The sequence below is a fragment of the Bradyrhizobium genosp. A genome (assembly GCF_049949275.1).
Classification (GTDB): domain Bacteria; phylum Pseudomonadota; class Alphaproteobacteria; order Rhizobiales; family Xanthobacteraceae; genus Bradyrhizobium.
The window spans coordinates 6,360,850-6,373,985 of record NZ_CP188196.1 but is presented as its reverse complement, the minus strand read 5'-3'; the positions used below and the strand labels follow the sequence as shown (position 1 = coordinate 6,373,985).

Below are 13,136 nucleotides of genomic sequence, written 5' to 3'. Positions count from 1 at the left end.
TCGCCGCACGCGTTGCCTGCCCGTGACCATTCCGTTACAGTTTTGTGACGCGGCGCAGGCTTTTCCGGCTGCGCCAACGCCGCAGGCCGGTCAGACGGCTTGGCCTCACCCCCGCCGGACCAGCTGTTGCGTGTCGTCGATGGCGTCCGCGCCCAATTCAGGTCCTTCCGCCACCACCGCCGTCCTGGCGAGCGTCGCCGCGCTCGGGATCTGGCGTCTGCTTGCGGTTGCCGCACCGCATTTCGCAGCGCTTGCGCTGATGTACGAGACCGAGACCGATTTCGGCTCGCGCCTGTCTTTCCTGTTCGCCTGGGGTATCCTCAACTTCTTCTGGATCACGCTGTTGCGCCGGCCGGCACTGTCGGGCGCACTGTCGCTGACCATGGTCGTGGTGCTGGTGCTGCTGTCGCGGCTCAAGCACGACGTCGTCCAGATGACGGTCAACTTCATCGACTTGATGATGATCGACCGCGACACGGTCGCGTTCCTGTTCACGATCTTCCCGAACCTGCGCTGGTCGGTGATCGGGGCCGGCCTCGTCACGCTGCCGCTGATGTATGCACTGTGGTGGCTCGATCCGTTCCGCATCCGCCGCCTGCCGGCACTCGCCGCGATGCTCGCCTGTCTCGCGGGGTTGGTCGGCTATTCCGTCCATCGTCCGGACGAGGCCTGGCGCGGCTATTACGACGACGGCTATCTCTCGAAGTTCTTCCGCTCCGGCGTCGCCGCGGTCTCCGACTTCGCGCGGCACGGCTTTATGGAGTCGGCCGCCTCGATCGACGAGCGGCTCAACATGCCGCTGGTCGACGCCTGCCATCCGGCCGGTCGCCGGCCGAACATCATCATGATCCATGATGAATCGAGTTTTGACATCCGCGCCGCCCAGGGCATCAAGGTGCCGCCGGGGTACGGCAGCCACTTCAAGTCCTGGGACGGCAAGGAGCGCATATTTCTGGCCGAGAGCAATGGCGGGCCGAGCTGGTTCACCGAATACAACGTGCTTGCGGGTCTCTCCTCGCGCTCGTTCGGCCGCTTCGCCTATTTCGTGACGCGCATTGCCTCGGGCCGGGTCGAGCGCGGCCTGCCGCTGGCGCTGCGCCGTTGCGGCTACGACACCCTATCGCTCTATCCCGCTTATGGCGGCTTCATGGGCGCGCGCAGCTTTCAGGTGACGACCGGCGTCGAGCGCTTCCTCGACTCCAGGGATCTCGGCGCCAAGGACGTCGAACCCGACAGCTTTTTCTACGACAAGGCGCTGCGGCTGATGGGAGAGCAGACGCCGAACAAGCCGCTGTTCAGCTTCATCTATCTCGGCGCCAATCATTTCCCCTGGGAGACGCGCTTCCGCCCCGATCTGGTGCCGAACTGGCGCGCGCCGGGCAACGTGCCATCCATCGACGAATATCTGCGCCGGCAGGCGATGAGCGCCGAGCAATACAAGGCCTTCATTGCGGGCCTGAAGAAGAGCTTTCCGGGCGAGCCCTTCCTGATCGTGCGCTATGGCGATCACCAGCCTGAGTTCGCGCCGAAGCTCCTCGAGCCCGGGCTCGACGAGGGCGCGATCGGCAAGAAGCTCGACGCCTACGATCCGCGTCTCTACGCGACCTATTACGCGATCGACGCCGTCAATTTCGAGCCGGTGAAGAGCGACGCGGTGATGGACACGGTCGACGGTCCCTATCTGCCGCTGGTGATCCAGGAGGCCGCCGGCATTCCGCTCGATCCGTCCTTTGCCGAGCAGAAGGAGATCATGCTCCGTTGCAAGGGTATCTTCTACGGCTGCAAGGACGGCGCGGAAGCGCGGCGGCTCAACCGGTTGCTGATCGATGCGGGGATGATCAGGGGGCTGTAGTTGGCCTACTGCTTGCCCACCTTCTCCCACAACCACTTTGCCACCGCGTCTGGTGACGAATTCGCGTCATTGCCACTGGCGCGCAAATTGGCCTCGCGCATGGTGGCGATGTCGATCTTGCCGAGCAGCGGGCTCAGCGCCGCTTTGAGCCGCTCGTCGCCGGCGCGCTTCGGCGCCAGCAGCAGGATGGCATCGTAAGGTGGGATCGCGTGCTTGGGATCGTCGAGCACCACCAGATCGTATTTCGCGATCAGCCCGTCGCTGGTGTAGCCCGCGATCACGTCGACCTCTCCGCTCGCGACCGCCGCATACATGAAATCCGGCTGCATCTGGCGCTGTCCGCCGAACTGAAGGCCATAGGCCTGTTGCAGCGCCGCCCATTCCGGCCGCGAGAAGAATTCGTAGTCGCCGGCGATCGACATCGACGATGTGTGTGCGGCGAGATCGGCGATGGTGCGGATGCCAAGCGCGTCAGCACGCTTTTTCGGCATCACAAGCGCATAGGCATTCTCGAAACCGAGCTCGCCGAGCAGCGTGATGTTGTCCTTGGCGAGCGCCGTCTTCAAATCTGCTACCAGCTCCGCGCGCGGCTTGATGTCGGTGCGGTGCAGCTGGTTGGCCCAGAGCGTGCCGGAATAGTCGACATAGAGATCGATGTCGCCGGCCTTCAGCGCCTCGAAGATCACGCTCGAGCCGAGACCGGAGCGCGCCGTGGCGGAGAGGCCGGCGACATCGAGACGGTCCCGCAGGAGGGCCGAGAGCACGTATTGCTCGGCGAAGGTTTTTGCACCGACCACATAGCCGGACGCCGAACGTCCCATCGTCGGCACCAGCGTCGCCGCAACCAGCGCCGCGATCCCGATCGCACCGAGCCCGGCGCTCAGGCGGCTGCGATTGCGCAGGCCGCTCTCGATCAGGCCAAGCAGCTGATCGACGGCGAGCGCGAGCAGGGCTGAGGCAACGCAGCCGAACAGCACGAACACCCAGTTCTGGGTCTGTAGCCCCGCAAAAATGTAATTGCCGAGGCTGGTCTGACCGATCGGCGTCGACAGCGTCGCGGTGCCGATCACCCACACCGCGGCGGTGCGGATGCCGGCCATCATCACCGGCAGCGCCAGCGGAAGTTCGACCATGACGAGCGACTGCCGCGCCGTCATGCCGACGCCTTTGGCGGCTTCGATCAGCGCGGGGTCGATGCCGTTGAGCCCGGTGATGCCGTTGCGCAGCACCGGCAGCATCGAGTAGAGCGCAAGCGCCAGCATCGCCGGCAGGAAGCCGAATGCGGAGAAGGAGAGGCCGAACCATTTCAACGTCACGGACGCCGCGAGCAGCAGCAGCGGATAGAACAGCGCGAGCAGCGCCAGCCCCGGCACGGTCTGCACGATGCTGGCGAGCGCGAGCAGGACGGTGCGCGGCGCCGGGCGGTTGCGTGTGAGGATTGCGAGCGGCAGGCTGACGATCAGGCCGAGCGCGAGCGCGGCGAGGCTCACCCGGACATGATTGCCGAGATAATCGGGCAAATGTGACAGCGCCTCGCCCCAGCGCGGATCGGTTATCATGCGGCACCGCTCTGCAGTAGCAGCGCGTTCAGCCGCTCGACCTGGCGCCGAGGCGTGCGCAGCAGCTCGAGTACGTAAGCGTCGCTGCTCTTCGTTAGCTCCGACGGCGTGCCTTGCGCGAGCAGCTTGCCGCCACGCATGACTGCGATGCGGTCGGCGAGCAAAATCGCCTCCGTCATGTCGTGCGTGATCATCACGGTGGTCAGGCCGAGCTTGCGGTGCAGCTCGCGAAAATCCTCGCCAAGCGCATCACGGGTGAGGGCGTCGAGCGCGCCGAACGGCTCGTCCATCAACACGATGCGAGGCTTTGCTGCCAGCGCCCGCGCCACGCCGACGCGCTGGTGCTGCCCGCCGGAGAGCGCTTCCGGCAGCCGGTCGCGATGTGCGGCGCGGTCGAGCTGCACCAGCTCGATGAGCTCGTCGACGCGCGCGGCAATGTCGGCCGCAGGCTGGCCGAGCAGTTTTGGCGTGATCCCAATATTGTCGGCCACGCTTAAGTGCGGAAACAGCCCGCCGCTCTGGAAAACGTAGCCGATCCGGCGCCGCAGCACGACCGGATCGATGTTTTGGACGTCCTCGCCCTCGACCGTGATGGTGCCGCCATCGGCCTCGATCAGCCGGTTGGCGAGCCGTAGCAGCGTCGTCTTGCCCGAACCCGAGCCGCCGACGATGGCCAGAAACTCGCCCTCGGCGATGTCGAGCGAGACGTCGTCGACGGCCCTGAGGGGGCCGAAGCTCTTGGTGACGTGCGCATAGCCAATCATCGGCCTGGAAGGCATCAGACGTGCACTCAGCTCGTTTGCCCTCCAGGGGAGGGTGGGGGGTCGAGCCCCATGCGTAGCACGGTTGGCCGGTTGATTGAACTTGGCCGCGCGAGCGGCTAAGGCATCGCCAGGGTTCGGAGGAAACACATGACAACGCCCACGGCAGTGGCGCTGGAAGATACCAAGGTTGCGTTCCGGCTGGGGGACGGGCGGGTCTATACGGCGGTGGAGCAGGCCCATCTTGCGGTCGCGCAGGGCGAGTTCGTCGCCATTGTCGGCCCGACCGGCTGCGGAAAATCCACGCTGCTTAACGTCGCCGCTGGGCTGCTCAAGCCGGCTGCGGGCCGCGTCAAGATTTTTGATCGGCCGCTCGCCGGGCTGAACCGGGATGCCGGCTATCTGTTCCAGGCCGATGCGCTGTTCCCCTGGAAGACGGCGCTCGACAACGTCGCGATCGGGCTCGAGATCAAGGGTACGCCGCGCGCCGAGGCGCTGCCGCAAGCGCAGAAATGGCTCACCTCCGTAGGTCTCGGCGCCTTTGCGGGCCGCTATCCGCACATGCTGTCCGGCGGTCAGCGCAAGCGCGTGGCGCTGGCGCAGGTCCTGATCCGCGACCCAAAGATATTGCTGATGGACGAGCCTTTCGGGCCGCTGGATGCGCAGACGCGCCAGGTGATGGGCAACCTGCTGCTCGACTTGTGGAATGCCGACCGCAAGGCCGTGCTGTTTGTCACTCATGATCTCGAAGAGGCGATCGCGCTTGCTGACCGCGTCGTGATCATGTCGGCGGGGCCCTCGTCGCGCATCATCGGCGACTGGCGCGTGCAGCTCGCCCGCCCGCGCGACATTTTCGAGGTGCGGATGGACAAGGAGTTCCATGCGCTGCATCGCGAGATCTGGAGCGTGCTCAAGGACGAGGTGATGAAGGGCTACGCGCAATCTACCCACGCGGCGGAGGCGGTCTGATGTCGCGGGTCACGCTGCTTGGCTTGCAGGTGCTGGTCGCCGTCGTCTGCATCGTGTTGTGGCAGGTGCTCTCGACCGTGCCGGTGTTCGGAAAAATCCTGCTGCCGCCGTTCTTCTTCTCCAATCCGGTCGACGTGTTCGAGCAGATCGTCAAATGGTTCGTTTCCGGCGTGATCTGGAAGCATCTCTGGATCACGCTGGTGGAATCGATCCTGGCCTTCGTGATCGGCTCACTCGGCGGCGTCCTCATTGGCTTCTGGTTCGCGCGCCAGCCGCTGGTCGCTGCGGTGTTCGACCCCTACGTGAAGATGGTCAACGCGCTGCCCCGCGTCGTGCTCGCGCCGATCTTCGCGCTGTGGCTGGGGCTTGGCATCTGGTCCAAGGTCGCGCTCGGCGTGACGCTGGTGTTCTTCATCGTGTTCTTCAACGTCTACCAGGGCGTCAAGGAGGTCAGCCGCACCGTGCTCGACAATGGCCGCATGCTCGGCATGAGCGAGGGGCAATTGATGCGGCACGTCTATTGGCCGTCGGCGCTGTCGTGGATGTTCTCGTCGCTGCACACCTCGGTCGGCTTCGCCGTGGTCGGCGCCGTCGTCGGCGAATATCTGGGATCGGCGGCTGGCCTCGGCTATCTGATCCAGCAGGCCGAAGGTGTGTTCGACGTCGCCGGCGTGTTCGCTGGCATGTTCGTGCTGTCGGCCTTCGTCATCCTGATCGATTTCGGGGTGACGCTCGCTGAGCGGAGGCTGCTGGTTTGGCGGCCGACGATGGATGGGCGCGGCTAAGTTACCCACCTTACTTGACTGCTGACATTTATGTGATTGACGCGCCGGAATAGAACGCGCGACCACGCGTCATACCCCATGCAACCACCTGCATGGGAGTTCAGGATGCACCGGTCACCGTTTCGCCGCGTCGCTGCGGCGCTTGCAAGCAGATGCCGATGGCCAAAGCCGGGTCTCGGCACGGCGCTCCTTGCTGCACGCATTCTCGTCGCCTTCGCGGTGCCTCCGCTGGTATTCGCGCACGAAGCGCACCCGGCCGCTCCGCAGGCTGTTCTAAGCGCCGAGGAGAGCGCTTTCCTACAAGAGAACGACGCCGCGATGACCAAAATGATGAACGACATGGCGGCCAAGCCAACCGGCGACGTCGATCGCGACTTTGTCGCGATGATGAATCCGCACCACCAGGGTGCGATCGACATGGCGGTGATCGAACTGCGTTACGGCACGAACGAGCAGTTGCGGCGTATCGCCCAGGAAATCATCGTCGACCAAATGCAGGAGATCGCGGCCATGAAGCTCGCGATCGGTGAGCCGGCGAACGATATCACGCCCTCTCCGACCCAGCCGCCGTCCGCACCAGTCGTCAACGTCCATCATCATCCGGGCATGCAGATGGATATGTCTGCCGGGATGAAGAAATAGGAGCCTCGCATGAAGATCTTGAGAAACGCGATCGGGAAGAGCGTTCTTCTCGCGGCCACGATGCTTACGACGGGGTCGGTCGCATGGGCGGGGCAGGCGCCGAGCGCACTGTCCGCCCCCAATATTCCGATCAGCCACCACGACCGCGTCTACGCGGCAGAACAATTCTCGAACACTGTCTCCGTCACCGATCCCGCCGATAACGTGCTGCTTGGTGTGATCCGGCTGGGTGACCCGCAGCCCGGCAATTTTAGCCCGCTATACAAGGGGCAAGTGCTCGTGCACGGCATGGGCTTCTCGCCCGATCACAGGACACTCGCCGTGGTATCGATCGGCTCGAATTCGGTGACGTTCATCGACACGGCGACCAACGCGGTCAAGCATATCACTTATGTCGGACGATCGCCGCACGAGGCGTTCTTTACGCCTGATGGCAAAGAGGTCTGGGTCACGGTTCGCGGCGAGAATTATATCTCCGTCATCGACCCGATGAGCTTTGAGGAGAAGACCCGCATCACGACTCCGAACGGTCCGGGCATGCAGATTTTCTCACCTGATGGCAAGTACGGCTATATCTGCTCGTCCTTCAATCCTGAGACTGACGTGGTTGCGGTCGCCGAGCACAAGATCATCGCGACGGTGAAGCAGGAGAGTCCCTTCTGCCCGAACATCGCGGCGACGCCGGATGGAAACCAGGTCTGGTTCACGCTGAAGGATGTCGGCCGGACACAAGTGTTCAACGCCAAGCCGCCGTTCAACCCGATCAAGACGATCGATACGGGTCCGATCACCAATCACGTCAATTTCGCGCACACCGCCAAGGGAATGTTCGCATACGTGACCATCGGTGGCCTGAACGAGGTGAAGGTGTTCCGCACCGACGATTTCTCGCAGGTAGCGACGATTCCGGTCGGCAGTTTGCCGCACGGGGTCTGGCCGTCTGGCGACGGCACGCGCATCTATGTTGGGTTGGAGAACGGCGATGCGCTTGCGGCCATCGATACGACGACCAACAAGGTGGTTGCCAACGTTCCGATCGGCCAGGCGCCGCAAGCGATCGCCTACGTTCCAAACGCGGCGCCTAACCCGGCTGACCGCCAGAACCTGCTGGCACTCGGCGTTGCCGGTCAGGTTGCTCATTTGGCGCTCGCGTCAAAAGACGGCCCGAAGAACGGCAAGATTCCGACCAGCGTGTCATTGTTCGATCAGGGGCTGATCCAGATCTTGCAGGCCTCGGTGACGGGACTTCAGCCCAAGCAGAAATATGTGCTTGCGCTGGCCGACCATGGAGATGGTAGTGGTACACTGCAGCCATTGGCGGCGTTCATGACCAATCCGGCCGGATCCGCTATCGTCAATGCAGCCGGTCCGATCCGTCAGATCGTCGACCAATCTGCCACTGCTGCTAGGCGGTATCTGGTGATCGCGTCCGGTGACGCGGCCATGCCCGGCGAGGCGGTCCAGATCGAGGCGCAATGACGTCCGGCCGAACGGCAAGGGAGAGCAGGTGGAGCGCCCCATGAAGGACATGCTGGTTCAGGTCGAACCGCTGATCCCCGCGCTCCGGCGTTATGCGCGCGCGCTCATGCGCGATCGCGCGGCGGCCGACGACCTGGTCCAGGACTGCCTGGAGCGCGCCGTCAGCCGTTGGTATCAACGGCGCGACGGCAGCGTGCGCGCCTGGCTGTTCACGATCCTCCATAATCTGGCGGTCTCCCAATTTCGCCAGACGACAGCGCGGGGCAGACATATGCCGATCGACGATGCGGGCGAGCAGGAACTCGTCAGCGCGGCAGTTCAGGAGCAGAGGCTGATCTATCAGGATGTCCTAAGCAAGCTTGCGAACCTGCCTGAAGAACAGCGGGCCGTATTGTTGCTGGTTGCAGTCGAGGATCTTTCCTACGCGGATGCTGCTGAAGTTCTCAAGGTTCCGGTTGGCACCGTGATGTCGCGCTTGTCGCGCGCGCGGGAGAGGCTGCAGCAGGAGATGGATGGCGTTGCGCCAGGGAATGTCGTGACATTGCGGAGCGTGAAATGAGCCAGCGCCCGATCACCGAGGACGATCTCCACGCCTATGTGGACCAGGCGCTCGAGCCCGAGCGGCGCGCGGAGGTCGCATCCTATCTGGACGATCATCCAGACGTCGCTGGGCGCGTCGCGGCCTATGCCACCCAGCGCGAACAACTGCGTGGCGCGCTTGCGTCGATCGCCGGCGAGCCGTTGCCGGCCGAGCTGAATCTGGCGCACATCATCGACAACCGGAAGCGGCGTCCTCTGCGGGCGTGGGGTGCGATTGCGGCGCTTTTGCTGCTCGGTTGCGGTGGTCTCGGCGGCTGGACCATGCACAGCCTGCTACTGGAGGGATCGAACGGACTGTCTTCGTTGGCGCAAGAGGCCGCCTATTCCTATAACGTCTACGCACCGGACCGCGTGCGGCCGGTCGAGATCAGAGCGTCCGATAGCGCCGAGCTCACGCGATGGGTCTCCAACCGGCTGAAGCAGCCCGTCAAGGTGCCTGACCTCTCGATCTCGGGCTATCGGTTGATGGGTGGGCGCCTGGTTGCGACGTCGCACGGCCCGGCTGGGATGTTCATGTACGATGACGATCACGGTGACCGTCTCGTCGTGCTGACGCGCCCGATGAGCAATCGCTATCTGGCTACGCCGATGATGCCGCAATCTACTGGCGATGTCGCGGGTTTCGTGTGGGCGGATGGCGGCATGGGTTATACGCTCGTCGGCCAGCTCCCGGGGGACACCCTCAAGCCGATCGCGAACGAAATCCGGAAACAGGCACGCCCGATCTAGTGCCGGGATTCACGAAACGGGCCCGCACGGCAGTGCGAGCCCGAACGTTGGAGCGCGGTTGCGAAGAGATCCAATCCACAGCTTGGTGCCCCCATGCGCCGTGCCCTTGGGGATGATGACGAGGTCGCCCGGCTTCACCGTCACCTCCTTGTCGCCGAACCAGATCGTGCCGGTGCCTTCCTGAATGTACTGGATCTCGTTGGTGTTGGGATGCATGTGCTTGGGCACATTGCCGACCCGGATCGAGACGGTGGCGCCATCGGCAACCATGAACGTCTTGGAACGATAGCCGACATTATTCGCAGGCCCAAGCGCATCACCCGCCATCTCGGCGGTATGGATGATTTGCGGGGTGATGCTTTCGGCGGCCAGTGCCGGCCCGAACAGGTAGGTCGGGCCGCATCCGGCGACGAAGGCGGCGGTGATCGACAGCCCGGCTGCAAAGCGATTGATGGATGATCCGCGCCACCGGGAATTGTTGTTGTGCGCACATGCTATTGCGCCGAAAGGCCAACGGCCAGTGCCACTTAAGCGGTGCTTCTCAAGCCAGTCCCGCTGCTCTAATGTGCCGCCCAGCCGAACGGAGGAAACCAATGAAGAACACGATTGCGAGGCTGGCCGGCGCGCTGCTTGCGCTGACGCTCACCACCGGTCTTGCCGCGGCGCAAAGCAAGGTGACCATCGCGGTCGGTGGCGGCGCCTGCCTGTGCTATTTGCCGACGGTGCTGGCCAAGCAGCTTGGCGAGTACGAGAAGGCCGGCCTCAATGTCGATCTGGTCGACCTCAAGGGCGGCTCGGACGCACTCAAGGCCGTGCTTGGCGGCAGTGCCGACGTGGTTTCCGGCTATTTCGACCATTGCGTCAACCTGGCGGCCAAGAAGCAGGAGCTTCAAGCTTTCGTGGTCTATGACCGCTATCCCGGCCTCGTGCTGGTGGTCGCCCCCTCGCACACGGGTGACATCAAGTCGGTCAAGGATCTCGCCGGCAAGAAGGTCGGCGTCAGCGCGCCCGGCTCCTCCACCGACTTCTTCCTGAAGTATCTCCTGAAGAAGAACGGGCTCGATCCCGCCGGTACCGCCGTGATCGGCGTCGGCCTCGGCGCCACGGCCGTGGCTGCGATGGAGCAGGGGCAGATCGATGCCGCGGTGATGCTCGATCCCTCCGTCACCGTGCTCCAGGGCAGCCACAAGGACTTGCGCATCCTCAGCGACACCCGCACGCAGAAGGACACGCTCGAGACGTTCGGCGGCGAATATCCGGGCGGTGCGCTGTACTCGACCGTGGCCTGGGTCAATGGTCACGAAAAGGAGACACAGGCGCTGACCAACGCGATGCTCGCCACGATCGCCTGGATCCATTCGCATTCGCCCGAGGAAATCATGGCGAAGATGCCCGATGAGATGGTCGGCAGGAACAAGGACCTCTATCTCGCCGCGCTGAAGAACACGATCCCGATGTTCTCCGAGACCGGCAAGATGGATCCGAAGGGCGCCGACGCCGTGCTGGCGGTGTTCAGCGTCGGTTCGCCCGAGGTGGCCAACGCCAAAATCGACGTCAGCAAGACTTTTACCAACAAGTTTGTCGACCAGGCCAAGAAGACCACCGGGAGCGCCAAATAACTGACGCGAAGGCTTGGCAATCAGGCGTCATGACGTCACTGACCATTCATCGCGTCTCGACGCTTGAACTTGCCGTGCGCCCCGTCGTCTGGCCGTTCGCCGAGGAGCGGCGCGCCGAGATCAAGGCGCATTTCGCCGAGCAGCAGCGCGCGCGGCCGAAAATCTGGAACGGCCGGGTCCTGCTCGGGCGCGACGCCGTCTTCACCGACGGTCATCTCGCTGCGACTTATTTCGAGACGGATTTCGCGAGCTTCCTTGCCTGGCGCGACTGGGGCTTTCCCGATCTGGCCGTGTTCAACGGGTTCGGCGCGGGGGCGCTGCGCACCTCCGATGGCGCCTTCGTGATGGGCGAGATGGCGCATCACACCGCCAATGCCGGGCGCATCTATTTCGCGTCGGGTACGCCCGACCTCGACGATGTCAGAGACGGCACGCTCGACATTCCCGGCAGCGTCGTCCGCGAGCTCGAGGAGGAGACCGGCCTGCTCCCTGGCGATTATTCGGCGGAGGCGGACTGGCACTGCGTCGTCACCGGCAGCGCACTTGCAATGATACAAATCCTCAACCTGGACATGCCGGGTGAGGCGGCCCGCGCGCGGATTGAAGCCAATCTGGCTCGCCAGGACGAGCCGGAGCTTTCGGCCATCCATCTCGTGCGCGGAATGGATGATCTCACGCCGGCCATGCCGCGATTTGTCACGGCCTTCATCGCGCAACAGTTCGCCTCGCGCTGATGCGCGAGGCTTGACATCGCGCGGCCGAGCCCATGTGATGGGCGAAGGAGCAAAAACAAAAAAAATGCAATGTACAATCGTCCAGGGAGGTTTAGATGCGCCTGCGCATGGCTACCCGCTTGGTACGTGGGCTGTTGATCGCGATTGCAGCGATGGGCTTGACCGTTTCGGTTCAGGCTCAAGAGAAGAAGATCAAGATCGGCGTGATTTTCGACCTGACCGGCCCGCTCGCGGGCGGCGGCTCCGAGCTCGAATATCTCGGCACTAAGATCATCCTCGACCATTTCAGCAAGACCGGCGTCGAGGGCTACAAGGTCGAGGCGGTCTATGCCGACGCGCAGAGCAAGCCCGACATCGCCATCAACGAATCCGTCCGCCTGCTCGAGCAGGAGAAGGTCGACATGGTGCTCGGCTTCTTCTCCTCGGCGCAATGCGTGCCGGTTGCCGCCCGTGTCGAGCAGTTGAAGAAGTTCATGTGGATGACGACCTGCATCTCGTCCGCCGTGTTCGCCGACAAGAACTACAAATATGTCTTTCGCCCGCAGGCGAGCGGCGACCAGTTCGGTGCGATGACGATGGATTTCATTGCGCAGAACGCCCAGTCAAAGCTCGGCAAGGAGCCGAAGGACCTCCGCGTCGCCATCATCCACGAGGACGGCTCCTATGGCGTCGACGTCTCCAAGGGCAACGAGGCCGGCGCCAAGAAGGCCGGCTTCAACATCGTGCTGAAGGAGGGCTATTCGGCGACCGCGCCGGATCTCTCCGCACTGGTGACCAAGCTCAAGCGCGCCAAGCCCGACGTCGTTTTCCATACCGGCTACAACCCTGATATCACGCTGTTGCTGCGGCAGGCGCGCGAGCAGGGCCTGAAGTTTGCGGCCCTCGTCGGCCATGGCGCCGGCTACGGCGTCTACGAGAAGCTCAAGGAGGGGATGGGCACTGATGCGAGCTACATCTTCAACACCGATCCGATCTCGATCTGGCTCGCCAACCAGAAGACCATGAACCCGAAGCTCGCGCCCGTCATCAAGATGGTCGGCGAGGAGTTCGACAAGATCAGGCCGGGCGTTGCCATCCGCTCCGCCCATGTCGGCATCGGCGCGTCCAACACCTACGTGTTCATGGATGATGTCCTGCCGCGCGCGATCAAAAAGTATGGCGGGGTCGATCCCGAGGCGCTGCGCAAGGCGGCGCTCGACACCGACATTCCGGAGGGTGGCACCATGCTCGGCTTCGGCGTCAAGTTCTATGGCGAGGGCACGCCGATGGCGGGCCAGAACGAGCGCTCGTTCCCGGTCGTGATCCAATACATCGACGACAAGTCCTCGGTGGTGTGGCCCAAGAGCCAGGCGCAGCGCGAAGCCGTGCTGCCGCTGCCGAAGGGCACCACCTACAGCAACCAGTAGC

General features: G+C 63.7%; 13 protein-coding genes. 10 read left to right on the top strand and 3 right to left on the bottom strand.

Features of this window, described 5'->3' with window-relative positions:
• The first annotated feature begins 139 nt into the window (after window positions 1-139).
• Window positions 140-1,852 (top strand): sulfatase-like hydrolase/transferase, encoded by a 1,713-nt coding sequence (locus ACP2YP_RS29910; RefSeq protein WP_426419822.1) that lies wholly within the window; start codon window positions 140-142, stop codon window positions 1,850-1,852.
• 5 nt (window positions 1,853-1,857) lie between these two features.
• On the opposite strand, the gene ACP2YP_RS29905 is transcribed toward ACP2YP_RS29910, so the two are convergent.
• Together ACP2YP_RS29905 and ACP2YP_RS29900 are read right to left on the bottom strand one after the other, a co-directional pair.
• Window positions 1,858-3,411 carry a glycine betaine ABC transporter substrate-binding protein gene (locus ACP2YP_RS29905; protein ID WP_426419821.1) on the bottom strand — a complete coding sequence of 518 codons (1,554 nt, stop codon included), beginning with the start codon at window positions 3,409-3,411 and terminating at the stop codon, window positions 1,858-1,860.
• Window positions 3,408-4,190 carry an ATP-binding cassette domain-containing protein gene (locus ACP2YP_RS29900; RefSeq protein WP_426419820.1) on the bottom strand — a complete coding sequence of 261 codons (783 nt, stop codon included), beginning with the start codon at window positions 4,188-4,190 and terminating at the stop codon, window positions 3,408-3,410. The genes ACP2YP_RS29905 and ACP2YP_RS29900 overlap by 4 nt, the downstream gene beginning before the upstream one ends.
• A 132-nt stretch (window positions 4,191-4,322) precedes the next feature.
• Here ACP2YP_RS29900 and ACP2YP_RS29895 point away from each other — a divergent pair, with 132 nt between their 5' ends.
• The 6 genes from ACP2YP_RS29895 to ACP2YP_RS29870 all read left to right on the top strand — a co-directional run bounded on the left by ACP2YP_RS29895 (window position 4,323) and on the right by ACP2YP_RS29870 (window position 9,376).
• Window positions 4,323-5,141: an ABC transporter ATP-binding protein gene (locus ACP2YP_RS29895; protein ID WP_426419819.1), complete on the top strand. Its 819-nt coding sequence runs from the start codon at window positions 4,323-4,325 to the stop codon at window positions 5,139-5,141.
• Complete coding sequence (locus tag ACP2YP_RS29890; RefSeq protein WP_426419818.1) at window positions 5,141-5,926, top strand: ABC transporter permease; 786 nt, start codon at window positions 5,141-5,143, stop codon at window positions 5,924-5,926. Before ACP2YP_RS29895 ends, ACP2YP_RS29890 begins: the two co-directional genes overlap by 1 nt.
• Window positions 5,927-6,031: 105 nt before the next feature.
• On the top strand, window positions 6,032-6,568 hold the full coding sequence (locus ACP2YP_RS29885; protein WP_426426308.1) for a DUF305 domain-containing protein: 537 nt from the start codon (window positions 6,032-6,034) through the stop codon (window positions 6,566-6,568).
• Between the two features lie 9 nt (window positions 6,569-6,577).
• Complete coding sequence (locus ACP2YP_RS29880; protein ID WP_426419817.1) at window positions 6,578-8,047, top strand: YncE family protein; 1,470 nt, start codon at window positions 6,578-6,580, stop codon at window positions 8,045-8,047.
• A 40-nt stretch (window positions 8,048-8,087) separates the two neighbouring features.
• Window positions 8,088-8,606, top strand: a complete 519-nt coding sequence (locus ACP2YP_RS29875) for a sigma-70 family RNA polymerase sigma factor (RefSeq protein ID WP_426419816.1) — start codon at window positions 8,088-8,090, stop codon at window positions 8,604-8,606.
• Window positions 8,603-9,376 (top strand): anti-sigma factor family protein, encoded by a 774-nt coding sequence (locus tag ACP2YP_RS29870; protein WP_426419815.1) that lies wholly within the window; start codon window positions 8,603-8,605, stop codon window positions 9,374-9,376. Before ACP2YP_RS29875 ends, ACP2YP_RS29870 begins: the two co-directional genes overlap by 4 nt.
• A gap of 9 nt (window positions 9,377-9,385) precedes the next feature.
• On the opposite strand, the gene ACP2YP_RS29865 is transcribed toward ACP2YP_RS29870, so the two are convergent.
• A complete protein-coding gene (locus ACP2YP_RS29865) occupies window positions 9,386-9,970 on the bottom strand; it encodes a cupin domain-containing protein (protein WP_426419814.1) in 585 nt (194 codons plus the stop codon).
• On the opposite strand from ACP2YP_RS29865, the gene ACP2YP_RS29860 reads away from it, so the two are divergent.
• From ACP2YP_RS29860 to ACP2YP_RS29850, 3 genes are all read left to right on the top strand, one after another.
• Entirely contained in the window at window positions 9,970-10,995 is a 1,026-nt protein-coding gene (locus ACP2YP_RS29860) for an ABC transporter substrate-binding protein (protein ID WP_426419813.1), read from the top strand. The two genes, ACP2YP_RS29865 and ACP2YP_RS29860, sit on opposite strands and share 1 nt — an antisense overlap.
• A 29-nt stretch (window positions 10,996-11,024) precedes the next feature.
• Complete coding sequence (locus ACP2YP_RS29855; RefSeq protein ID WP_426419812.1) at window positions 11,025-11,729, top strand: NUDIX hydrolase; 705 nt, start codon at window positions 11,025-11,027, stop codon at window positions 11,727-11,729.
• Window positions 11,730-11,824: 95 nt separating this feature from the next.
• Complete coding sequence (locus ACP2YP_RS29850; protein WP_426419811.1) at window positions 11,825-13,135, top strand: ABC transporter substrate-binding protein; 1,311 nt, start codon at window positions 11,825-11,827, stop codon at window positions 13,133-13,135.
• Window position 13,136 lies beyond the last annotated feature (1 nt).